Consider the following 22,382-nt stretch of genomic DNA (forward strand, 5'->3'; position numbering starts at 1 on the left):
CGCGGGGCGCGGCTGCTAGACTGCGCGCCCCGTGTGTTGCTGCCGAACCCCATGACTGCCGCTTCCGACCAGCCCACCCAGGCCAACGCCCAGACGCGCGTGTCGGTGGCGCGCACGCAGCTGCCTTTCAGCTGCCCGCAGCCGTCGATGGAGCTGTGGAATTCGCACCCGCGCGTGTACCTGCCGCTCGAGGCCGAGCGCGAGTGCCTGTGCCCGTACTGCGGCACGCTGTTCGTCCTCGAAGACTGACCCACCGCCGGTCGCCGGGATGGGACGCCGACGCATGCGCCGCTGGACGGTGCTGCAGCTGCTGCCCGCGCTCGAGTCGGGCGGCGTCGAACGCTCGACGCTGGAGATCGCCAACGCGCTCGTGCGTGCCGGTCACCGCGCGCTCGTCGTTTCCGCCGGTGGCCGTCTCGTGCCGGCACTCGAGGCGATCGGCGCCGAGCATGTGACGCTCGATATCGGCCGCAAGTCGCTCGGCGTGCTGCGTCATGTCGGCACGCTGCGCCGACTCATCGAAACCGAACGTGTCGACCTCGTGCACGCGCGCTCACGGCTGCCGGCGTGGATCGGCCGCTTCGCACTGCGCGCAATGCCGGAGACGCGTCGGCCCCGTTGGGTCACGACCGTGCACGGGCTCAATTCGCCGTCGCGCTACAGCCGGGTGATGGCCAGCGGCGAGCGTGCGATCTGCGTGTCGGCCACCGTCCGCGACTACGTGCTGCGCCACTACCCCGACACCGCGCACGAGCGTCTGCGCGTGATCTCGCGCGGCATCGACACCGCGCGCTTCCCCCGCGCGCCGCGCGCCGATTCCGAAGCGCGCGCGTGGGCCGCGGTGCAGCATCCCGCGCTGGCCGGGGACGGCCCGCTGCTGCTGCTGCCGGGCCGCGGCACGCGCCTCAAGGGGCACGCCGACGCCCTCGACCTGCTCGCACGCCTGCGCGCCGACGGCACCGATGCGCGGCTGTGGCTGCCCGGCGCGCGTGAGGCGGGGCGCGACGCGTACATCGACGAGCTGGAGCAGCGTACCGTGTCGCTCGGCATCGCATCGCAGGTCGCATTCACCGCGCCGACCGATGCGATCGCGCGTGCGTACGCAGCGTGCGACCTCGTGCTGCAGCTCTCACGCAAGCCCGAGGCGTTCGGTCGCACCGTCATCGAAGCGCTTGCGGTCGGCCGGCCGGTGCTCGGTTGGGCGCACGGCGGCGTCGGCGAGCTGCTCGCCGAGCTGCAGCCGGCCGGAGGCGTGGCGCCGTTCGACGCAGACGCTTTGCATCGGACCGCGCGCGCCCTGCTCGATACGCCGCCCGCGTTGCCCGACTCGATCCCGCACACCCTGCGCGCGATGCAGGACGCTACGCTTGCCGTCTATGCCGAACTCCTCGACACCGACCGCGCCGGCTGACCGCGCGCACGTCGACGCCGCGCCCGCGCCGGGTTGGCGCTGGGCGCCCGCGTGGATCCTCGCGTACGTCGCACTCTGGCCGGCGCCCGGCTACGCCGAGGGCGTGCTCGTGCTCGGCGCGCTCGCCGCGATCTTCAAGCTGCTCGGCTCGCGCTTCCGCGGCGGCACGCAGCTGCTGAGCGGGCCCGCATGGGCGCTGACGAGCGTGCTGTTCTTCGCGTACTGGTTGCCCGAACTCGCGTCCGCGTTCGATGCGGTGGACCGCGGTCGTGCCATCGGCGAAGCCGCAAAGGATCTGCGCTACCTGCCGTTCCTGTGGCTCGTCGCCTCCGCGGTTGCGAACGATGCGGGGCGGCGCACGACGTTTTGCGGGCTCGCGGTCATTGTCGGCGTGTGGACGCTCGACGCGCTCGCGCAGGCGCTGACCGGCACCAGCCCGCTGTTCTTCGGCCTGGATTCGATCAAGCAGGCGATCAGCGGGCGCGGCATGTGCACCGCGGAAGAGATCGCCGCGGCCGACCGCCTCAGCGGCGTGCTCGGCCCGTGCAACCTCAAGCTCGGGCCGGTGCTCGCGAGCCTGTCTCCGTTCCCGTTGCATGCCGCGAAGCGCCGGTTCGGCGCAACGGGCTGGCTGGTCACCGCAGCCGCGCTGGGCGTTGTGCTCGTGCTCGCGGGCTCGCGCGCGTCGTGGATCACGTTCGCGCTCGTGCTGGTGCTCTCGGGCTGGCGGCTGCTGGGCTGGAAGAAGCTCGTCGGCGTGTTCGCGTTCGGTGCGGTCGCGCTCGTGGTGCTCACGATCGTCTCGTCGCAGGTGCGCCTGCGTATCGAGCGCACCGCGCACGTGCTCACGGCGAACGAGCAGGGCGTCGACAGCGCGCTGGCGGGCCGGACGCGCATCTGGGGCGCAGCGCTGTGCATGGTGCGCGAGGAGCCGGTCAACGGCGTCGGCGCACGCGGCTTCCGCGATGCATTCCCGGCCTGCGATCCCGCGCCGACCGTAGCGCCGGCATGGGGGGAGGGGCCGGCGCTGCACGCGCACCAGATCGTGCTCGAGGTGCTCAGTGAAACCGGCGGCTTCGGGCTTCTGCTGTGGCTGGCCGGCGCGGCGCTCGCGTGGCGCGCGTGGCGCTACGCCGACGCCGCGGCGCGTGACCGCGCACGTCCGGCGATGCTGGCGCTCGTTGCCACGGTGTTCCCGTTCAACACCCACCTCGCGTTCTATTCGACGTTCTGGGGTGGGCTGACGCTGCTGCTTGCAGCGCTGTATGCGGGCAGCCTGTGGGCACGCGGGTCCGGGCCGCGGGCCTAGCTGCCCTGCGCCGGCAAAGCGCGGACCGATGCTCGGCCACACCGGCGCGGCTTGCCCGCGATCAATACGGCGGCGCCATCCCGTCCGGGCGCCGCTTGAACCGGCGGTGGATCCACAGGTACTGGCTCGGCGCTTCGCACACCATCGCCTCGATCGCGGCGTTCACGCGCGCGCTGTCGGGGGCGGGGTCTTTTGACGGGAAGTCATCGAGCGGCGGCGCGATGCGCAGCACGTACCGGCCGCCCTCGCGACGGTGGAAGAACGGGATCACGGCGCAGCCGGTCAGCCGCGCGAACTGGTGCGTCGCGGTGATCGTCGCTGCCGGCACGCCGAAGAACGGCGCGAACACCGTGTCCTTGCCGCGCATGTCCTGATCGGGCGCGTACCAGAGAAATCCGCCCTGCTTGAGGTGGCGCATCGCCGGGCGCAGATCCTCGTTCGCAAACATCGCGCTCGCGTAGCGCAGGCGGCCGCGGCGCACCGCCCACTCCATGACGGGGTGGCGGTAGCGGCGGTACATGCCGGCGAGCGGCACGTGGTCGCACAGCAGGCGACCGCAGATCTCGAGCGTCATGAAATGTCCGGATACCAGGAGCCCGCCGCGACCCTGCGCCTTGAGCGAGTGCAGGTGCTCGAGGCCCTCGATGCGTACATCACGCCGCACCGGGTCGGCCGAGCCCCACCACGCGCGCGCAAACTCGAACAGGCCGATGCCGAAGTCGCGAAAACTCTCGCGCAGCAGCGCCTCGCGTCCGGCCTCGGGCATCTGCGGGAAGCACAGCGCGAGGTTCACGCGCGCTGCATGACGCCGGCTTGCGGCCAGTCGCAGTGCGAGCGCGCCGACCCCGGCGCCGATCGCGCGCTGCAGCGGCCACGGAATGCGTGCGAGCAGCCACAGCGTGCCGAGCGCGATCCACATCGGCAGGTGCGGCCAGAACGGAGGCTTCGGGCCGGGGTGCGCGGGGCCGGTCGTTGGCGTGGAGGAATCGGGCATCGCGTGATTCTATCGGGCGCACGATCGACGCTCCGTCCCGGCCCCACGCTAATTCAGCGGGCGCCGCGTCATGCGCACGTGCCACACCGGTCCAGCGATACAGCCCGACCGACTATCCTTGCGCGATGCGGACCGACCCGATCGAACGCCTGCTGCGCGCCCTGTATTCGGCCGCGCTGTACGTGCTCGTCCCGATCACGGTCTACCACCTGATCTGGCGCGGTTTTCGCCAGCCCGCGTATTTCCAGCGCTGGAACGAGCGTTACGCGGTCTATCACGACCCGCCGCACGCGAGCACGGTGTGGATCCACGCGGTGTCGGTGGGCGAGGTCAACGCCGCAGTGCCGCTGGTGCAGGCCCTGCGCCGCGGGCGTCCGGACCTGCGCCTGCTCGTCACCACGATCACGCCGACCGGCTCCGAGCGGGTGCGTGCCCTTTGGGACGGCGACGTCGAGCACGTGTACCTGCCGTACGACCTGCCGGGCGCCGTGGCGCGTTTCCTCGCGCATTACCGCCCGCACGCCGCGCTGATCATGGAAACCGAGCTGTGGCCGAACCTGCTGTTCGGCTGCCGCAAGGCAGGCGTGCCCGCGTTCATCCTCAACGCGCGCCTGTCGGAGCGGTCGCTGCGCGGCTATCGCGTGCTCGCGCCGCTGGTCGGTCGTGCGCTGCGCACGGTCAAGACGGTGGGGGCACAATCGCTTGCCGACGGCGTGCGCTTCGTGCGCCTGGGCGCGCGTCCCGAGCAGGTAGTCGAGACCGGTAACCTCAAGTTCGACGTGACCGTGCCCGATTCCTTGGACGCGTTTGCGGCCGAATGTCGGAGCCATGGCGGCGACCGCCCAGTGTGGATCGCGGCGAGCACGCACGCCGACGAAGAGGCGGCGGTCATTGCGATCCACCGCCGGCTTCGCGAGCGATGGCCCGACCTGCTGCTGCTGTGGGCGCCGCGGCACCCCGAGCGGTTCCGCATCGTCGCCGACCACGTTCGCGCCGCCGATTTGCCCGTGTCGACCCGGTCCCGCGCACGCTGGCCGCGTCCGGGCGACGCGGTGTTCGTGATCGACACGCTCGGCGAGCTGCTGCCGTTCTACGCATGCGCGGACGTCGCCTTCGTCGGCGGCAGCCTGCAGCCGATCGGCGGACACAACCTGCTGGAACCTGCCGCAGCAGGCACGCCGATGGTGACGGGCCCGCATCTGCACAACTTCGCAGAGATCGCGCGCCGCCTCGACGAGGCGAACGCGCTGCGCATCGCGCCGGATGCCGACGCCGTCCGCGATGCGATCGCATCGCTGCTCGCCGACGCCGACGCGCGTGCGGGGATGTCTCAGGCCGGACACCGGCTTGTGGAGGCAGGCCGCGGCGCCCTCGGGCAAACGCTCGCCCTCGTGCAGTCCGCACTGCCGCCGCCATGGCCGGCCGATCAAGAACGGCGCGGGCATGCGCCGCCTGCTACGCAGGTGCGGCGGGACGGCACCGCCGGCTGAAGGCGGCCCGCGCGGTGCAGAGCCGTGACGCGCCGGCTGACCTACACGCGCCGGGATCGCTTGGCGCGCTCGCGCATGTCGCGCCTTCACGTCGCCCGTTGCGTCCGCGCAACGGGCGCATCGATCGAGCGTCGTCGCACCATTCGGCGTGGCATATGCGCTCGCAGCAAGCCCTTCGAATATATGCCGTTTCTGGCGGTTGAACTCACCTGTACGAGTGTGAACTCTTGCGTTGTTTGTTCAATACCTGTTAAGACCGCCGTGGGCCGCGTCGAGCAGGGGCAGGCGGCCCGAAGCGCGATCCGTCCAGTCAAAGCAAAAGGAAAGGTTGATGACACAGGTTTCGAACGCGCGGTGCCGCCTGGCCCGCCATCTGCTCTCCACCGGCGTCCAGCGCGCTCTGGTCGCCGGCATGCTGTCGGTCACCGGCGTCGCTGCCGCGCAGACGCAGGACTCCACGCCGCCGCCCGAGAGCGAGCAGGCGACCACGCTCGAGACCGTCTCGGTGCTCGGCTCGCGCACCAAGCCGCGCACGGAGTCGACCTCGGCGGTGCCGATCGACATCCTCGATGGCGAGGAATTCCACAGCGTCCCGTCGGTCGACGTGCTCGACAAGCTGCGCGTGCTGGTGCCGTCGTTCAACGTCAGCACGATTCCGATCGATGACGCCGCGACGCTCGTGCGCCCGGCGAACCTGCGCGGCCTGCCGCCGGACAACACGCTGGTGCTCGTGAACGGCAAGCGCCGCCACCGCGCCGCGGTCATCACCTTCCTCGGCCACGGCCTGTCCGATGGCTCGCAGGGCCCCGACATCTCCGTGTTCCCGTCGCTCGCGCTCGAGCAGGTCGAAGTGCTGCGTGACGGCGCGGCCGCCCAGTACGGCTCGGATGCGATCGCAGGCGTCATAAACTTTGGCCTCAAGCGCCTCGATGAAGGCGGCGCGGTCGAAGCGTTCGCCGGCCAGTACTACGAGGGCGACGGCTTCACCCAGCAGTACGCGGCGCAGCTCGGCCTTCCGCTGAGCGAGAACGGTTTCGCCACGATCACCGCCGAGTGGCGCACCGCCGACGCGACCTCGCGCAGCGTGCAGCGCGACGACGCCGCGGAGCTCGTCGCCGCCGGCTATCCGGGCGTGCCGAACCCCGCGCAGATCTGGGGTTCGCCCGAGACGGACGAAGACTCCAAGCTCGTCCTCAACATGGGCGTGTCGACGGAGGCCGTGGACCTGTACCTATTCGGAAACTACGCCCAGCGCGAAGTCGTCGGCGGCTTCTACTACCGCAACCCGACCACGCGCGCCGGCGTGTACTCGAACGACGGCGGCGACTCGCTGCTGATCGGCTCGCTCAACGGCGCCACCTGCCCGACGATCGCGCTGCGCGATGCCAACGGCAACCTGATCCCCTACTCCGTCGTCGGCCCGCAGGTCACCGCGCTGCCGGCGAACTGCTTCACGTTCCTGTCGAGCCTGCCGGGCGGCTTCACGCCGAACTTCGGCGGCGAGATGACCGACGCCGCGGTCACGGCCGGCGTCAAGGGCATGTGGGACAACACCTGGAGCTGGGACTTCAGCCTCTCGTACGGCCGCAACGAGATCGACTTCTTCATCGCCAACACAGTGAATGCCTCGCAGGGGCCAAACCAGCCTGCGGGCGGCCGCTTCAATCCCGGCGGCAACGTGCAGACCGAGCGCAACGTCAACTTCGACGTGGGCCGTGACATCGACACCGGATTCACGGTCGGACCGATGAGCCTGGCAATGGGTGCGGAGTGGCGCGAGGAAGAGTTCGAGATCATCGCGGGCGACCCGGCGTCCACGGCGATCGGTCCGCTCACGCCACAAGGCTTCGCGCTCGGCTCGAACGGCTTCAACGGCTTCAATCCCCGCACGGCCGGCACGTTCAGCCGCGACAACTGGGCGGTCTACGTCGACGCCGAAGCCCGCTTCACCGAACAGCTGCTGCTGGCTGCCGCGGTCCGCCATGAGGACTTCAGCGACTTCGGTGGCACCACGAACTGGAAGTTCACGGGTCGCTACGACTTCACCGAGGCGTTCGCGCTGCGCGGCGCATTGAGCACCGGTTTCCGTGCCCCGACGCCGGGCCAGTCCAACGCCGAGCAGGTCACCACGTCGTTCATCAACGGCGAGCTGCGCGACACCGCGATTCTCTCGCCGACCAACCCGATCGCCGCGTTCTACGGCGCCGAGCCGCTGCAGCCGGAAGAGTCGAAGAACGCGTCGCTGGGTTTGGTGTGGGCGCAGGACAAGTGGCTGGTGACGGCCGACTGGTACCGCATCCAGACCGAAGGCCGCATCGCGCTGAGTGCGTTCTTCACGGTGACGCCGGAAGACCGCGCCGCGCTCGTCGCGGGCGGCAATGCGGAAGCGGCGTCGATCTCGGAAGTGCAGTTCTTCGTCAACGATTTCGACACCACGACCACGGGCGTCGATCTCGTCACCAGCTACGAGAGCGAACTGTTCGGCGCGAAGACCACGTACTCGCTGGCGGCGAACTGGAACCAGACCGAGGTCGACGAGTTCACGCCCGGCATCATCACGCCGATCCGCATCCAGAAGCTCGAGGACTCGCTGCCGAGCACGAAGGGCTACTTCAGCATCAACCACCAGCGTGAAGTGCTCAACGCGAACGTCCGTGTGAACTACTACGGCTCGTTCTTCGAAGACCACCTCGACGACGGCGGCCTGCCGATCTACGGCGACAGCGCAGTGACGGTGGATGCTGAGGTCGGCATGAACTTCGCATCAGGCCTGTACTTCAGCGTCGGCGCGCAGAATCTGTTCGACAAGGTGCCCGACGAGAACCCGTACGCAGGCATCGCCGGCGCGCAGTACCCGGTGCACACGCCGTACGGCTTCAACGGCGGCTTCTACTACGCGCGCGTGGGCTTCCGGTTCTGATCGTCGCAAGCTCGTAATGAAAAAGCCCCGCATTTGCGGGGCTTTTTTTGGTGTTGCGCGTCGAAGAGGGCAACGGTGTCGGCCGTTCGCGATGCACGCTAGCGAGCTAGACCCGACGCCCGCGGGGACGTCCGAAGGGCCGGACATTTTCCCCGAGCGGCGAGCTGTCCGTGCTGTGCAGTCGCGCAAGCGCACGTCAATGCCCGGCGGCGAATACGTCGCGGGCTGCAAGCAAACGCCGCTGCGCATAAATAAAAACGCGCCGGACAGGCCGGCGCGTCAGTGTCCGCGTGCTGATCCCGGCTCGGCCGGGACGGATCAAGGCACGATCGGCGCGACCGGAATCTCGGGCTCGGCGGTCAGCAGTCGGTTGACCTCGCGCACGTCCTCCACGTCGAGCGTTCCTGCGGCCTGCTCGAGCAGCAGCCGGTTCTGCAGGAAGCGGTAGCGCGCCTGCGCGTAGGCCTGCTGCGCATTGAACAGCTGCTGCTGGTTGGTCAGCACATCGAGCACCGTGCGCGTGCCGACCTCGAGGCCGACCTGCGACGCGTCGTACGCACTGCGCGCCGAGAACAGCGCGAGACGGCGGGCCTCGACTTCGCTGATGCCGGCAACGAGTGTCTGGTACGCATTGCGCGTGTTGCGCACGAGGGCGCGCTTTTGCTGCTCGACCTGCTCTTCGATGATGTCGCGGCGCGCGATGGCTTCTCGCACCTGGGACTGGATCGCGCCACCGGAGTAGATTGGAACCGAGAGGACAAGCCCGATCTGCCCACCTCGGCCGGTGTTTTCCAGATCGGAAGCAACCGCCTCGATGTTGTTGGTTTGCGTGGTGCTCGCGTTCGAATCTGAATAACTGGCACTCGCATACAGCGTTGGCCAGTGCGCAGCGCGGGCTGCCGACACAGCCTCCTCCGCTGCGCGCACCTGTAACTGCAGCGCGAGCAATGACGGGTTCGTCGCCACTGCAGTGGACACCCATTCGTCGACATCCTGCGTGACCGGCAACGTCGGCTGGAAATCCTCCGGCAGCGCCGCGAGGTTGGTGATGGGCTGACCGGTGATCTCGACCAGCGCCTGGTAGGCGTCCTCGACGGCATTGCGCGCGAGGATCGTGTTCGCGCGCGCAGTGTCGAACTGTGCGCGCGCCTCGTGCACGTCGGTGATCGGCGCAAGGCCGACCTCGAGGCGCTTCGAGGCAAAGTCGAACTGCTTCTGCAGTGCACGTTCCGCGGCCTCTGCTGCCGCAAGAGTCTCGAGCTGCACCAGCACGTTGAAATACCCGGCCGACGTGCGCGTGATCAGAGTGTCGCCCGCCGACTCGAGCAGCAGGTCGCTTGCCTCGGCCAGAGCGCGTTGACTGCGCAATTGACCAAAGCGGGTGCCGTCAAAAATAGCCTGCTGGACACTCAATTGCGCACGGCGCAGGGTCTGCTCGCTCGTGGTGTCGCTCGGAGGCGAGACGAATCCGCCCAATGCCTGGGAGCCCTCGTTGTCCGAGCGGCTGCGTACGTAGCTCGCCTCACCCCCGATCTGCGGCAGCAACTGCGCGCGCGCCTGCGCTGCGCCCTCACGCGTGGCCAGCCGCTGGAACTCCGCTTCGGACAGCTGTGCGTCGCCCTGGCGCGCGAGCTCGTAGGTCTGGAGCAGGTCGGTCGCGGCCGCGGTGGCGGGCAGCAGGGCAACGGCGAGAGCCAGTACGAGGCGACGGCGGATCATGCGGAGGTCCTTGGGATCGGGGAGGGCGACGCGCCGTCGGGGCCGCGTCGCGGTCGTTACAACTGGAACGCGGGCACCGGAGCAGCGCCGGCGAGATAGGGGATGTCGGTTTCGAACAACGACTGCGGGCGCGATGCGTTGCCGGCGGTCACGCGCACGGCCTCCATGGCCGGCGAGCGGCCGCGGACGATGAACATGCGGCCGCCGGGCTTGAGCCAGTTCACGAAGCGCTCGGGGATCTCCGCGACCGCGCCGCTCACGCAGATCGCGTCGAAGCGGCGGTCCGTGGACCACTCGAATGCATCGGCGGTTTCGATCCGCGCGTTGTGGATGCCGAGCGAGGCAAGCGCGCCGCGTGCACCGGAGGCGAGGTCGGCATGGCGCTCCAGGCTCACGACCTCGCGCGCCAGGCTCGCGAAGCAGGCCGTGAGGTAGCCGCTGCCCGTGCCGATCTCGAGCACGTCCTCATGCTCGGCCGGGTCGAGTGCCTGCAGCGCACGGCCTTCGAGTACGGGCTTGAGCATGAACTGGCCATGCGCCAGCGGCACTGCCAGGTCGGCATAGGCGAGCAGGCGGTGGGCGTCGGGCAGGAAGTGCTCGCGCGGCAGCGAACCGATCACCTCGAGCACGCGCGGGGAGTTCACGTCCCACGGGCGGACCTGCTGTTCCACCATCAGTTCGCGGGCTTGGGCGTAATCGAGCGTGTTCATGGGTGTGAAAGTCGGCGCGGGAAACCGCGCATTCTAGCGGCAGGGTCGTCGAGCACCGGGCCGGACGAAGCACAGGATCGCGGCGCGCGCGCGTTCATCTGAGTGCCGGAAGTCACCGGGACTGTCGGCGCACAAGCGCGTCGCGGACCGCCGCGGTGCCGTACGCGCGCACGAACAGGTCGACGCTGGCCACGATGTGCGCCTCGACATCGGTATCGCCCGGCGCGCCGCAGCAGCCGAACACCATGCGCGCGTGCGGCTCGCCCTTGAGCAGTGAAAAGAATTGCGAAGCGGCGCGCGGCACGTCGTCGATGTCGAGGTCGCCGGTGGCGATGCGGCGCCGCAGCAGCGCCGCGAATTCCTCCTGCACGCGGCGCGGGCCGGCGTCCCAGAACATCCGGCTCAACGGCGTGTTCGCGAGCTGCGGAGTGCACAGCATGCGGTGGCCGGCGATCGCCTCGGGGGCGGTGACCATCGAGTAGAACGCGCGCGCAATCGACAGCAGCCGCTCGCGGACCGGCACGTCGGGCGTGGACTCGAACAGCGCGCTCGGCAGGCCCTGCTCGCAGTGCGACTTCACCGCCGCGGCGAACAGCGTCTCCTTGTCGGTGAAGTGGCTGTAGACGGTGAGCTTGGAGACGCCAGCGTCTGCGGCAATCTCATCCATGCTCACGCCGTCGAAGCCGTGCGCCGTGAACATCCGCGTAGCCGATTCGAGGATCGCAGCGCGCTTGGCCGGGTCTTTCGGGCGTCCGGGGCCGGGCGAGCGCTCGGAAGAAGGCGTCTTTCGGGGCGACATCATCACTTAATACTAGACCAGCCGGTTCGATATTTATACAGTACCCGCCGGTCCATTAATTCAACTTGAGGTTGCCATGCGTCGTTGCGTCCAAGGAGCGGTCGTCGCGCTTGCCACCGTGTTGCTCGCCGGCTGCGGTGGCGAGCCGGCCGCCACGCCGGGCGCGCGGCCTGTGCTCGTCGAGCGCCCTGGTTCGGCGACCGCCGGCGGCGCGGCGTATGCCGGTGAGATCCGCGCGCGCGAGGAAGCGGCGCTCGCGTTCCGGGTCGGCGGCAAGCTCGTCGAGCGCAAGGCCGACGTCGGCGACCGCGTGCGCGAAGGGCAGGTGCTTGCATCGCTCGACGCCGGCGACCTGCAGGCGCAGGCCCGCGCCGCGGAGGCGCAGCTCGCCGCCGCGCAGGCGCAGTACGACCGCGCGCGCGCCGACCGGGCGCGGTTCGCTGCGTTGGGCGAAGACCAGCTGGTGAGCCGCTCGGCCGTCGACGCGCAGAACGCAGCGGCGAGCGCGGCGCGCGGGCAGCTCGGTGCCGCGCGGGCGAACGTCGAAGTCGCGCGCAACCAGCGCGGCTACACGCAGCTGCGCGCGCCGGAGGACGGCGTCATCGCAGCGCGCTTCGTCGAAGCCGGGCAGGTCGTTGCGGCCGGGCAGCCGGTCTACACCCTGGCGGCCGACGGCGGGCGCGAGGTGGCGTTCGCCGTCGGCGAAGGCGCGGTACGGGCAATCGCGCCTGGGACGCCGGTGGAGGTCGAGCTGTGGTCGCAGTCGGGCAAGCGCTTCCCGGGCCGCGTGCGCGAAGTGGCGCCGGCCGCCGACCCGGCCACGCGTACGTTTGCGGTGCGCGCGTCGCTGGATGCCCCGGCGGGCGCCGTCGAGCTCGGCCAGAGCGCGCGCGTGCACGTCGCGTCAGGCGGCGACGCACCAAGAATTTCCGTGCCGCTGGCGGCCGTGCAGCGCGCGAACGGCGGCACTGCGGTGTACGTCGTCGACACGAAGACCTCGCGCCTGCGCCTGCAACCGGTGCAGCTCGGCGCGTTTGGCGACGAACGCGTGCCGGTGCTCCGCGGGCTCGCGCCCGACGCGTGGGTCGTCGCCGCGGGCGGCCACCTGCTGCAGCCGGGCCAGACCGTTCGCCCGGTCGATCGCGACAACCGTCCGTTGACCGCCGCCGCGGTGGCCGCTGACTGACCGCGCCGGTCCCACCCGCCCCCCCCTGCGTCGCGCAAGCGTCGCCTTCTGCCCGAGCACGCCCCGATGCGTTTCAACCTGTCCGAATGGGCGCTGCGCCATCGCAGCCTCGTCGTCTACGCGATGCTCGTGCTCGCGATTGCAGGCGCGTTCTCGTACCTGCGCCTCGGGCGCAGCGAGGACCCGGCGTTTACGTTCAAGGTCATGGTCGTGCGCACGCTGTGGCCCGGCGCGACCGCCGACGAGGTGGCCGAGCAGGTCACCGAGCGCATCGAGCGCAAGCTCATGGAAACCGGCCAGTACGAGTACATCCGGTCGTACTCGCGCGCGGGCGAGTCGCAGGTGATCTTCGTCGCCAAGGATTCGCTGCGCAGCAAGGACATTCCGCCCCTCTGGTACCAGGTGCGCAAGAAGGTCAGCGACGTGCGGCCGCTGCTGCCGCGCGAGATCGTCGGGCCGTTCTTCAACGACGAGTTCGGCGACACGTTCGGCAACATCTACGCGATCACGGGCAAGGGCTTCGACTACGCGGTGCTCAAGGACTACGCCGAGCGCGTGCAGCTTGCGCTGCTCGAGGTGCCCGACGTCGGCAAGGTCGACTTGATCGGCGTGCAGGACGAGAAGGTCTGGATCGAGCTCAGCAACACGAAGCTCGCCACGCTCGGCATCCCGGTCGCGGCCGTGCAACAGGCGCTCGCCGAGCAGAACGCCGTCGCGCCGGCAGGCTTCGTCGAAACGCCGAGCAGCCGCGTCGCGCTGCGTGTGGGTGGGCGGTTCGAATCGGTCGAGGAGATCCGCGAATTTCCGGTGCGCGTCGGCGACCGCACGTTCCGGCTCGGCGACATCGCGACGGTGACGCGCGGCTTCGCCGATCCGCCCGCACCGCGCATGCGCTTCATGGGCGAGAACGCGATCGGACTCGGCGTCTCAATGAAGGAAGGGGGCGACATCCTGCGCCTGGGCAAGCGGCTCGAGCAGGAATTCGCGACGCTGCAGGACACGCTGCCGGCGGGCATGGAGCTGCGAAAGGTCTCCGACCAGCCCGCAGCAGTGGAAGAGTCGGTGGGCGAGTTCGTCCGCGTGCTCGCTGAAGCGGTTGCGATCGTGCTGCTCGTGAGCTTCTTCTCGCTCGGTTGGCGCACTGGCCTCGTTGTCGCGCTGTCGATCCCGCTTGTGCTCGCGATGACGTTCGCAGTGATGGACTTCTTCGGCGTCGGCCTGCACAAGATCTCGCTCGGCGCGCTCGTGCTCGCGCTCGGCCTGCTCGTCGACGACGCGATCATCGCGGTCGAAATGATGGCGATCAAAATGGAGCAGGGCTTCAGCCGCCTGAAGGCCGCGGCGTTCGCGTGGGAGTCGACCGCGTTCCCGATGCTCACCGGCACGCTGATCACCGCTGCGGGGTTCCTGCCGATCGCGACCGCGCAATCGAGCACGGGCGAGTACACGCGCTCGCTGTTCCAGGTCGTCACGATCGCACTCGTGGTGTCGTGGATCGCGGCGGTCGTGTTCATTCCGTATCTCGGCGACAAGCTGCTGCCCGACCACGGCCACGCGGCAAAGCTCAAACCCGGCTCGTTCGCCGCGCGCTGGCATGCGCGCCGCGAGGCGTGGGCGCGGCGCTTCCCGAAGTACGCGGACTTCATTGCGCCGCCGCCGCACGACGGGCGCGATCACGATCCGTACGACACCGGCTTCTACCGCCGTCTGCGTGGCTGGCTCATGTGGTGCGTGCGCCGCCGCAAGACCGTCATCGCGATCACCGCGGGCGCGTTCGTCGCGTCGGTGCTGCTGTTCCGCTTCGTGCCGCAGCAGTTCTTCCCGGATTCAGTGCGCCCCGAGCTCATGGTCGACATGGAGCTCGCCGAAGGCAGCTCGCTGCGCGCGACGCAGGCACAGGCCGAGCGGCTCGAGGCGGTGCTGCGCACGCGCAAGGACCTCACAAATTTCGTGGCCTACGTCGGCACCGGCTCGCCGCGCTTCTACCTGCCGCTCGACCAGCAGTTGCCGGCCGCGAACTTCGCGCAGTTCGTGCTGCTGCCCGAGAGCGTCGAGGCACGCGAGGATCTGCGTCGTTGGATCATCGAAGAAGTTGCGCCGCGCTTTCCCGAACTGCAGATGCGCGTGACGCGTTTGGAGAACGGTCCACCGGTCGGGTATCCGGTGCAGTTCCGCGTCTCGGGCGAGCACATCGACCGCGTGCGCGAGATCGCGCATAAGGTGCGCACGAAGGTCGCGGAGAACCCGCACGTCGCGAACGTGAATCTCGACTGGGACGAGCCGGGCAAGGTCGTGCGTTTGCAGGTCGACCAGGACCGCGCACGCGCGCTCGGCGTGAGTTCGGCGCAACTCTCGCAGTTCCTCGCAGGCAGCGTCAGCGGCGCGCCGGTCGCGACGTACCGCGAAGGCGACGAACTCGTCGAAGTCCTGCTGCGCGGCGATGAGGTCGCGCGCAACGGGCTCGACACGCTCGGCAGCCTGTCGGTGCCGACCGCGAACGGCGGCCGCGTGCCGCTGTCGCAGATCGCGCGGCTCGAGTACGGCTTCGAGGACGGCATCGTGTGGCACCGCGATGCAAAGCCCACGATTATCGTGCGCGCCGACATTTACGACGGCACGCAGCCGGCGAGCGTGAGCGCGCAGATCTCGCCGACGCTCGATGCGATCCGGGACACGTTGCCGCACGGCTATTCGGTCGAAGTCGGCGGCAGCGTCGAGGACTCCGCGCGCGGGCAGAGCTCGATCGCAGCCGGCATGCCGCTGTTCCTGCTCGTCGTGTTCACGCTGCTGATGCTGCAGCTGCGCAGCTTCTCGCGCAGCTTCATGGTGCTGCTCACCGCGCCGCTGGGCCTGATCGGCGTGACGCTGTTCCTGCTCGTGTTCCGCGTGCCGTTCGGGTTCGTCGCGATGCTCGGCACGATTGCGCTCGCCGGCATGATCATGCGCAACAGCGTGATCCTCGTGGACCAGATCGAGCACGACCGCATGGCCGGCGCGGCGACGTGGCAGGCAATCGTCGAGGCGACGGTGCGCCGGTTCCGGCCGATCGTGCTGACCGCGCTCGCTGCAATCCTCGCGATGATCCCGCTCTCGCGCAGCGCGTTCTTCGGGCCGATGGCGGTGTCGATCATGGGCGGCCTGCTCGTGGCCACCGTGCTCACGCTGTTCTTCCTGCCCGCGCTGTACGCGGCGTGGTTCCGCGTGCGGATGCCGTCGAACACCTGACCGCCGCACGCGCCGGCTGCGGGTCGGCGCGTCGCGTTTGAACGACGGGTGCGGCAGGCCCGGGCTCGGTCGCGCGTCTGTTCAGTCGTTCCGACTCAGTCGCTCGCGCCCCACGGCGCGGGCGGCGGGGCAACGGGGCGGGTGAGGTCGAACTCGACGCGGAACAGCCGCTGCGGGCGCGCCAACTCGTAGACGAACGTGCGGCCCGGCTCGACCTCGAGTGCCCACACGTTCGTGTTCGATACCGTGCGGCCTTCGCGCGTGAACGTCGCGCGCGATTCCGCGTCGACCGGGAATGCCTGGCGCGATGCGGTGCCCACCGACGCGGTGTCGCCGCCGTACTGCGTCAGCGCATCCTCGCTGCCGTCCTCGTGTCGATGATCGTGCTTGAGGCGCAGGCCATTGGGCGTGCGCGTGAGCACCCAGGTGCGCGAGCGGTCGCCGCCCACGTGGAACGGGATGCGGATCTCGCGCTGGCTGCACTCGCGCACGTGCATCACCAGCGGTCCTTCGGCGAACGGGTCCGGACCCGTGGGCGCCGGCGAATCGGTCGCGACGCGGCCTTCGAACGCCTGCCCGCACAGCGCGGAAACGCGATCGAAGAATGCGTCCTGTGGATCGGTGGATGCGGGTGTCGATGGTGCCGTGGCGCAGCCGGTCAAACCGGCCAGTGCGAGAAAGAGGGTGCTCAGCGTTCGGGTCGTCATGCCACCACGCTAGCCGATGCGCGGCGTCGTGCCCACTTCGTCTGTGTGCAACGCATTGACGGGCTCAAACCAACTCCGCCTTAGGACCCGCCACCGGCGAGACCCACGCGCGCGAGTCGAAGCCCGCTCTCGCGAAACCGGCCTGCATCGCCGGCGCGGCGTCGTCGGCGGCCTCGCGGGAGGTGAACCACGCGAACACGCTCGGCCCCGCGCCCGACAGGCTGGCACCGATCGCGTCGTGCTCCATCGCGGCGGCCTGGACCCGCGTGAAGCCCGGAATCAGCGACGCGCGCCGCGGCTCGACAAGCACGTCCTGCAGCCCGTCGCGAATCAGGTCGACATCGCCGCGCTCAAGCCCGGTCACGAACAGCGCCAGATGCGCGCCGTGGCGCACGACCGTCGACAGCGGATACGGATCAGTGAGCACTTCGCGCGCGCGCTTCGTCTCGAGCACCTGATCGGGGTGCACGACGACGCAATGCAGCCAGTCGGGCACAGGCAGCGGCACAAGACGCGTGAGCGTGGCGAGCGTGATGCCGCCGAGCAGCATCGGGCCGACGTTGTCGCCCTGCCGGCTCTGGCTCGACGCGGACTCGCCTTCGATTGCATACGGATACAGCCCGACGCGTGAGAGCGGCCGATCGAGCAGCGCGTTCGCCGCGACCAGCGCCGCGACGCACGATGCCGCGGAGCCGCCGAGGCCGGCACCGATCGGAATGCCCTTGTCGAGTTCGATCTCGAAGCCGTGCGTGAGATCGAGCCCCGCATGCAGCGCGCGCACCGCGAGGCCCGCCGTGTTGCGCTCGAGGTCGAACGGAATGCGCTCGACGTTCGGCCCGTCGCCGCGCACCGCGACCACGCGCACTTCGCAGGCGTCGATGCGACGCACGGTCGCGCTGTCGCGTGGGCCGTCGATCGTGTGACCGAGCAGGTCGAAGCCGACGCCGATGTTGCCGACGCCAGCGGGGGCCGTGGCGGTGGCGGTCAGGGCGGGCGGGACAGGGTTGGTCATCAGGGGCGCATCCGCGAGGTCCGCACGGGAGGCGCGGCGGCCGCGGATTATCCGGCTAATTAATGAGGCGCCGCTTGGATCCGTGGCGGCGCTGGCTGCACCGGCCGCGCCGTGGTCAAATGCCCGCCGAAGCGGGGGTACCGGCCTGGCCGGTTGAGACAGTCCCTTGGAACCTGATGCGGTTGAGACCGCCGTAGGGAAGCTTCGCCGGTGCGCGTGAGCGTGTCCGTGCGCCGCCGCTCGCGATGCGTTGCCCGCGCCGTCCTTGACCGGAGGTCGCGCAACGCGACAGCCCGCTCCTCGCGAGCGGCGTTTTCCAGCAGCGGACGAATCCCATGAACGCAGTGCCCTCCGAACTTCTGCAGCAGGCCGAGCAGCTCTCGGCCGACGTCGTACGCCCGATCCCGGGCTCTCGCAAGATCCACGTCGAAGGCTCGCGCCCGGACATCCGCGTGCCGATGCGCGAGATCTCGCTGCAGCGCACCGGTACGCTGTTCGGCGGCGAGGAGAACGCACCGTTCACCGTCTACGACTGCACCGGCCCGTACACGGACGAAACCGCATCGATCGATCTCGCGCAGGGCCTCGCGCCGCTGCGCGCGCCGTGGATCGCCGAGCGCGGCGACACCGAGGCGCTGTCGGGTCTGAGTTCGGAGTTCGGCCGCAAGCGCGAGCACGACCCGAAGCTCGCGCACGTGCGCTTCCCGCTGCGCCCATTGCCGCGCCGCGCGCTCGCCGGCGCGAACGTCACGCAGATGCACTACGCGCGCAAGGGCATCGTCACGCCCGAGATGGAGTTCATCGCGATCCGCGAAAACCAGCGCATCGAGGCGATTCGCGAGGCGCACCTGCTGCGCCAGCACGCCGGCGAGACGTTCGGCGCGAATATCCAAAAGCTCATCACGCCCGAGTTCGTGCGTGATGAGGTCGCCCGCGGGCGCGCGATCATCCCGAACAACATCAACCACCCCGAAAGCGAGCCGATGATCATCGGCCGCAACTTCCTGACCAAGGTCAACGCGAACATCGGCAATTCCGCGGTGTCGTCGGGAATCGCCGAGGAAGTAGAAAAGCTCGTGTGGTCGATGCGCTGGGGCGCGGACACGGTCATGGACCTGTCGACCGGCAAGCACATCCACGAAACCCGCGAGTGGATCATCCGCAACTCGCCGGTGCCGATCGGCACGGTGCCGATCTACCAGGCGCTGGAGAAGGTCGACGGCCGCGCCGAGGAACTCAACTGGGAGATCTTTCGGGACACGCTGATCGAGCAGGCCGAGCAGGGCGTGGATTACTTCACGATCCACGCCGGCGTGCTGCTGCGCTATGTGCCGCTGACCGCGAAGCGCGTCACCGGCATCGTCAGCCGCGGCGGCTCGATCATGGCGAAATGGTGCCTGGCGCACCACAAGGAGAACTTCCTCTACACGCACTTCGAAGACATCTGCGAAATCATGAAGGCCTACGACGTGGCCTTCTCGCTCGGCGATGGTCTGCGTCCGGGCTCGATCGCCGATGCGAACGACGCCGCGCAGTTCGGCGAGCTCGAGACGCTCGGTGAGCTGACGAAGATCGCGTGGAAGCACGACGTCCAGACCATGATCGAAGGCCCCGGCCACGTGCCGATGCAGATGATCAAGGAGAACATGGACAAGCAGCTGCGCGAGTGCGGCGAAGCGCCGTTCTACACGCTCGGCCCGCTGACCACCGACATTGCGCCGGGCTACGACCACATCACCAGCGCGATCGGCGCGGCGATGATCGGCTGGTTCGGCACGGCGATGCTCTGCTACGTCACGCCGAAGGAGCATCTGGGCCTGCCGAACAAGCACGACGTGCGCGAAGGCCTGATGGCATACAAGATCGCCGCGCATGCGGCGGATCTCGCGAAGGGCCACCCCGGTGCACAGGCGCGCGACAACGCGATGAGCAAGGCGCGCTTCGAGTTCCGCTGGGAGGACCAGTTCAACCTCGGCCTCGACCCCGAGCGGGCGCGGGAGTACCACGACGAAACGCTGCCGAAGGACGCGCACAAGACCGCGCACTTCTGCTCGATGTGCGGCCCGCACTTCTGCTCGATGAAGATCACGCAGGACGTGCGCGACTACGCGGCCGGTCAGGAAGCCGAAGCGGCGGCCGCGCCAGCCGATGCGGCGGCGATCGAGCAGGGCATGGCCGAGAAGGCCGCGGAGTTCCGCGCGACCGGCGCGCAGGTCTACCACAAGGCCTGAGCACGGTCGGGTGGGCATGAGGCGCGTCCTGTGCGGCGCGCCCGTGCTTCACGGCGTTGCGTGGCGTTGCACGCCCGTCGGCAGGTGACGCACCGGCCTTTCGTCGGTGGCGGGACCCGGACCGCGGCGTCCGAGGTGTAAGAGGCTCGACCCGTGACGCCCGACGGCGGCACGGGCATCGCCGTGCCGATCGGCCGGCACGCGCCGCCGTTCATCGGCTGGCCTTAAACTGCACGTCGGGGCGGATCGCCGGGCCGCCCGGGGGAACGCGCGCGGGGTTGCGCCGTTCGGCACCGCCCGGCGCCGTCACCCAGATCCGGGGTCCATGCCCAGACCGTCCGAACCATCGCCGCGCCTGCCGTCTGATCGACTGCGCGTGGGCGAGTGCCACGTCGACGTGCCCTTGCGAGAGGTGCACGTGCCGGGCGCGCGTCGGCCGTCGCGCATCACCCCCAAGGCCATGGGCGTGCTGCTGGCGCTCGTCGACCAGCAGGGACGGGTGGTGACGCGCGATGCGCTGCTCGCCGAGGTCTGGCCGGACACGTTGCCGACGAACGACGTGCTCACGCAGGCGATCACCTCGCTGCGCAAGGCGTTCGGCGAGGAGCGCGGCGATCCGCGCTATATCGAGACGATCGCAAAGACCGGGTATCGACTGCTCGCACCGGCTGAGTGGCTCGGCGCGGAGGAGCCCGTCGCCGCAACCGTCTCGACCGCCGCCGCATATCAGCCGTCGGTCACGGCCGAGTCGCCCGTCCGTGCCGTTGCATCGCCTGCGGTGCCAACGCCTTCTCCGCTGCGGCGCCGGCTCGCGTGGATCGGCGCAGTGCTCGGCGCGATCGCGCTCGTCGCGCTCGCGTACGCGCTGCTCGCATCGCGCGATCATCCGGCCCCAACCACGCCCGACCAGGTTGCCAGCGACCGCCTCGTGCATGCGCTGCCGGCGGTGGAGCGGCCGGATTACCGACTGATCACGTCCTCCCCAGGCTTCGAAGGCGGGCCGAGCCTGTCGCCCGACGCGGCGATGGTCGCGTACTTCGCCCTGCCGACCGGGCAGCGCGGCACGGCGATCATGGTCCAGACCACCGCACCGAGCCCGCCCCGCCAGCTCACCCAGCCCCCGGCCGGCGCCGACGACATTGCGCCGGCGTGGTCGCCCGATGGTCGCGAAATCGCGTTCGAGCGCGTCCGGCTCGGCGAGGAGTGCACGATCATGGTGGTGCCGGCGAACGGCGGCACCGGTCGTCGGGTCGGTCGCTGCGACCCGGACAACCGCCCGAGCTTCGACTGGACCCACGACGGCCGCGGCCTGATCTTCGGCAGTCGCGGCACACTCGGTGACAACCGCGGACTGCGCGTGCTCGATCTCGCGAGCGGCGAGTGGCGCGCAGTCGATTACGCGGCGAACCCGCGCGACATCGACGCGTTCCCGCGGTACTCGCCGGACGGCCGCTGGATCGTGTTCGTCCGCAATTCCCCGCTCGGCGACTTCTGGCGCATCCCCGCCGGCGGCGGCCACGCGACCCGGCTCACCGATCTGCGCACCGACATCGGCGAGTGGGACTTCACCCCCGACGGCCGGGCGCTCGTGTTCTCGCGCTGGCGCGAGAGCGAGAGCCGTCTATACAGGCTCGATCTCGACACCGGCCTCGTGCAGGACCTCGGCATCGGCGACGGGGACCAGCCTGCGATCGCGGCGCGCAGCCCCGGGCTCGCGTTCTCCCAGCAGCGCAATTACTTCGGCCTGTACCGCTTCGACCTCACCGGCGTGACGCCGCCGGAGCGCCTGTTCCCGTCTTCGGGGCGCGACCGGTTGCCGGCGATTGCCCCGGACGGCCGCCAACTCGCGTTCGCGTCGGATCGTTCAGGCCGCTTCGGGCTCTGGTGGGGCGACCTGCAAAAGCCCGACTCGCTGAGGCTCATTGAAGGGGTTCTGCCGGAGACGCGCTTCCTGCCGGACTGGTCGGCCGACTCCGAGCGCCTGCTCGTGGTGGGCACGGTGCCCCGCGGCGGCGCGCCAGGCCTGTTCGAGGTGACACCTGCGAGCGGCCGGGTGGCGCGGCTGCCGGTGCCATCGGGCGAGCCGGTGCAGGCCGCGTATGTCCCAGGCGACGGGCGGCGCGTGCTGGTCGTGGCCGGCACGGGCGATGGTCGCCTGGAGCTCGTGCTCTACGATCGGTCGGCGACACCGTGGCGCCGGCTCGCGGCGATCGACGACGTGTCGCTTGCGCACGTCGACGCACCTCGGAACCGCGTCCTGTTCACGCGACCGGGGCGGGCCGGTCTGACCCAGGCCGACCTCTCGCTGTCACCGGGGAGCATCCGCGCCCTGCCGGGCGAGCAGCCGGCGGTGCTGCGCTTCCGGCAGTGGACGGTCGCGCCCGATGGCTCGGTCGTGGTGATCCAGCGCACTCCCGGCTGCGGGGCGCGGATGACCGTGCTGGGGACGGGTGAGTCCAGTGCGCAGGCGAACGAAATCTCGCGCTGCCTCGACACCGATCGGATCGCCGCGAGCAGCGGACTGAGCCTTTCGGGCGACGGGCGCTACGCATTCGTCTCGATTTCCGAGTCGCTCGGCGGCGATATCGGCTTCATGACCTTGCCGAGCTCACCCGAGGCGCTGTGGCCTGGTGCGGGCAAGTGATTGAAATTTAATAGAACTGTGGTTT

At 69.7% G+C, this 22,382-nt stretch carries 14 protein-coding genes, 1 pseudogene and 1 riboswitch; of the genes and pseudogenes, 9 read left to right on the forward strand and 6 right to left on the reverse strand.

Annotated elements, in window-relative coordinates; all coding sequences use genetic code 11:
• The first annotated feature begins 51 nt into the window (after positions 1 to 51).
• Genes IE075_RS09410 through IE075_RS09420 form a run of 3 tightly spaced genes read left to right on the forward strand, consistent with a single transcriptional unit; the run spans position 52 to position 2,720 of the window.
• A complete protein-coding gene (locus IE075_RS09410; protein WP_189455749.1) occupies positions 52 to 249 on the forward strand; it encodes a zinc-finger domain-containing protein in 198 nt (65 codons plus the stop codon).
• Between the two features lie 34 nt (positions 250 to 283).
• Entirely contained in the window at positions 284 to 1,411 is a 1,128-nt protein-coding gene (locus IE075_RS09415) for a glycosyltransferase family 4 protein (RefSeq protein WP_189455751.1), read from the forward strand.
• A complete protein-coding gene (locus IE075_RS09420) occupies positions 1,377 to 2,720 on the forward strand; it encodes an O-antigen ligase family protein (RefSeq protein WP_189455753.1) in 1,344 nt (447 codons plus the stop codon). Before IE075_RS09415 ends, IE075_RS09420 begins: the two co-directional genes overlap by 35 nt.
• Positions 2,721 to 2,781: 61 nt before the next feature.
• Here the strand turns inward: IE075_RS09420 and lpxL are convergent, their stop codons facing one another.
• Positions 2,782 to 3,639 (reverse strand): LpxL/LpxP family Kdo(2)-lipid IV(A) lauroyl/palmitoleoyl acyltransferase, encoded by an 858-nt coding sequence (gene lpxL / locus IE075_RS09425; RefSeq protein WP_229792446.1) that lies wholly within the window; start codon positions 3,637 to 3,639, stop codon positions 2,782 to 2,784.
• Between the two features lie 200 nt (positions 3,640 to 3,839).
• Between lpxL and waaA the strand changes: the two genes are divergently transcribed.
• Positions 3,840 to 5,204: a lipid IV(A) 3-deoxy-D-manno-octulosonic acid transferase gene (gene waaA, locus IE075_RS09430; protein ID WP_189455757.1), complete on the forward strand. Its 1,365-nt coding sequence runs from the start codon at positions 3,840 to 3,842 to the stop codon at positions 5,202 to 5,204.
• A gap of 331 nt (positions 5,205 to 5,535) precedes the next feature.
• The gene (locus tag IE075_RS09435) at positions 5,536 to 8,124 is read left to right on the forward strand and encodes a TonB-dependent receptor plug domain-containing protein (protein WP_229792434.1); all 2,589 of its coding nucleotides are present in this window, start codon (positions 5,536 to 5,538) and stop codon (positions 8,122 to 8,124) included.
• 318 nt (positions 8,125 to 8,442) lie between these two features.
• On the opposite strand, the gene IE075_RS09440 is transcribed toward IE075_RS09435, so the two are convergent.
• The 3 genes from IE075_RS09440 to IE075_RS09450 form a co-directional block, all read right to left on the reverse strand.
• Entirely contained in the window at positions 8,443 to 9,843 is a 1,401-nt protein-coding gene (locus IE075_RS09440; protein WP_189455759.1) for a TolC family outer membrane protein, read from the reverse strand.
• Between the two features lie 56 nt (positions 9,844 to 9,899).
• Complete coding sequence (locus IE075_RS09445; RefSeq protein WP_189455761.1) at positions 9,900 to 10,553, reverse strand: protein-L-isoaspartate O-methyltransferase family protein; 654 nt, start codon at positions 10,551 to 10,553, stop codon at positions 9,900 to 9,902.
• A 112-nt stretch (positions 10,554 to 10,665) separates the two neighbouring features.
• Complete coding sequence (locus IE075_RS09450; RefSeq protein ID WP_425489369.1) at positions 10,666 to 11,355, reverse strand: TetR/AcrR family transcriptional regulator; 690 nt, start codon at positions 11,353 to 11,355, stop codon at positions 10,666 to 10,668.
• 73 nt (positions 11,356 to 11,428) lie between these two features.
• On the opposite strand from IE075_RS09450, the gene IE075_RS09455 reads away from it, so the two are divergent.
• Together IE075_RS09455 and IE075_RS09460 are read left to right on the forward strand one after the other, a co-directional pair.
• Entirely contained in the window at positions 11,429 to 12,538 is a 1,110-nt protein-coding gene (locus IE075_RS09455) for an efflux RND transporter periplasmic adaptor subunit (protein ID WP_189455763.1), read from the forward strand.
• Between the two features lie 66 nt (positions 12,539 to 12,604).
• Positions 12,605 to 15,763: an efflux RND transporter permease subunit gene (locus tag IE075_RS09460; protein WP_189455765.1), complete on the forward strand. Its 3,159-nt coding sequence runs from the start codon at positions 12,605 to 12,607 to the stop codon at positions 15,761 to 15,763.
• A 95-nt stretch (positions 15,764 to 15,858) separates the two neighbouring features.
• On the opposite strand, the gene IE075_RS09465 is transcribed toward IE075_RS09460, so the two are convergent.
• Both IE075_RS09465 and IE075_RS09470 read right to left on the reverse strand, forming a co-directional pair.
• Entirely contained in the window at positions 15,859 to 16,470 is a 612-nt protein-coding gene (locus IE075_RS09465) for a hypothetical protein (RefSeq protein ID WP_189455767.1), read from the reverse strand.
• A gap of 64 nt (positions 16,471 to 16,534) precedes the next feature.
• Positions 16,535 to 17,482 (reverse strand): homoserine kinase, encoded by a 948-nt coding sequence (locus tag IE075_RS09470; RefSeq protein WP_189455769.1) that lies wholly within the window; start codon positions 17,480 to 17,482, stop codon positions 16,535 to 16,537.
• Positions 17,483 to 17,605: 123 nt separating this feature from the next.
• Positions 17,606 to 17,700, forward strand: a riboswitch (TPP riboswitch).
• A gap of 117 nt (positions 17,701 to 17,817) precedes the next feature.
• On the opposite strand from IE075_RS09470, the gene thiC reads away from it, so the two are divergent.
• Both thiC and IE075_RS15990 read left to right on the forward strand, forming a co-directional pair.
• Positions 17,818 to 19,713: a phosphomethylpyrimidine synthase ThiC gene (gene thiC / locus IE075_RS09475; protein WP_189455771.1), complete on the forward strand. Its 1,896-nt coding sequence runs from the start codon at positions 17,818 to 17,820 to the stop codon at positions 19,711 to 19,713.
• 325 nt (positions 19,714 to 20,038) lie between these two features.
• Positions 20,039 to 20,359 (forward strand): annotated as a pseudogene (locus tag IE075_RS15990) (winged helix-turn-helix domain-containing protein); the annotation flags it as partial.
• Positions 20,360 to 22,382 lie beyond the last annotated feature (2,023 nt).

Source organism: Cognatilysobacter bugurensis (assembly GCF_014652095.1).
Lineage (GTDB): Bacteria > Pseudomonadota > Gammaproteobacteria > Xanthomonadales > Xanthomonadaceae > Cognatilysobacter > Cognatilysobacter bugurensis.

Coding starts and splice junctions, on each gene's coding strand:
- IE075_RS09460 (WP_189455765.1), top strand. CDS start 12,605: ATGCGTTTCAACCTGTCCGAATGGGCGCTGCGCCATCGCAGCCTCGTC.
- thiC (WP_189455771.1), top strand. CDS start 17,818: ATGAACGCAGTGCCCTCCGAACTTCTGCAGCAGGCCGAGCAGCTCTCG.
- IE075_RS09415 (WP_189455751.1), top strand. CDS start 284: ATGCGCCGCTGGACGGTGCTGCAGCTGCTGCCCGCGCTCGAGTCGGGC.
- IE075_RS09470 (WP_189455769.1), bottom strand. CDS start 17,482: ATGACCAACCCTGTCCCGCCCGCCCTGACCGCCACCGCCACGGCCCCC.
- IE075_RS09450 (WP_425489369.1), bottom strand. CDS start 11,355: ATGATGTCGCCCCGAAAGACGCCTTCTTCCGAGCGCTCGCCCGGCCCC.
- IE075_RS09420 (WP_189455753.1), top strand. CDS start 1,377: ATGCCGAACTCCTCGACACCGACCGCGCCGGCTGACCGCGCGCACGTC.
- IE075_RS09410 (WP_189455749.1), top strand. CDS start 52: ATGACTGCCGCTTCCGACCAGCCCACCCAGGCCAACGCCCAGACGCGC.
- IE075_RS09435 (WP_229792434.1), top strand. CDS start 5,536: ATGACACAGGTTTCGAACGCGCGGTGCCGCCTGGCCCGCCATCTGCTC.
- lpxL (WP_229792446.1), bottom strand. CDS start 3,639: ATGTGGATCGCGCTCGGCACGCTGTGGCTGCTCGCACGCATTCCGTGG.
- IE075_RS09455 (WP_189455763.1), top strand. CDS start 11,429: ATGCGTCGTTGCGTCCAAGGAGCGGTCGTCGCGCTTGCCACCGTGTTG.
- IE075_RS09465 (WP_189455767.1), bottom strand. CDS start 16,470: ATGACGACCCGAACGCTGAGCACCCTCTTTCTCGCACTGGCCGGTTTG.
- IE075_RS09445 (WP_189455761.1), bottom strand. CDS start 10,553: ATGAACACGCTCGATTACGCCCAAGCCCGCGAACTGATGGTGGAACAG.
- IE075_RS09440 (WP_189455759.1), bottom strand. CDS start 9,843: ATGATCCGCCGTCGCCTCGTACTGGCTCTCGCCGTTGCCCTGCTGCCC.
- waaA (WP_189455757.1), top strand. CDS start 3,840: ATGCGGACCGACCCGATCGAACGCCTGCTGCGCGCCCTGTATTCGGCC.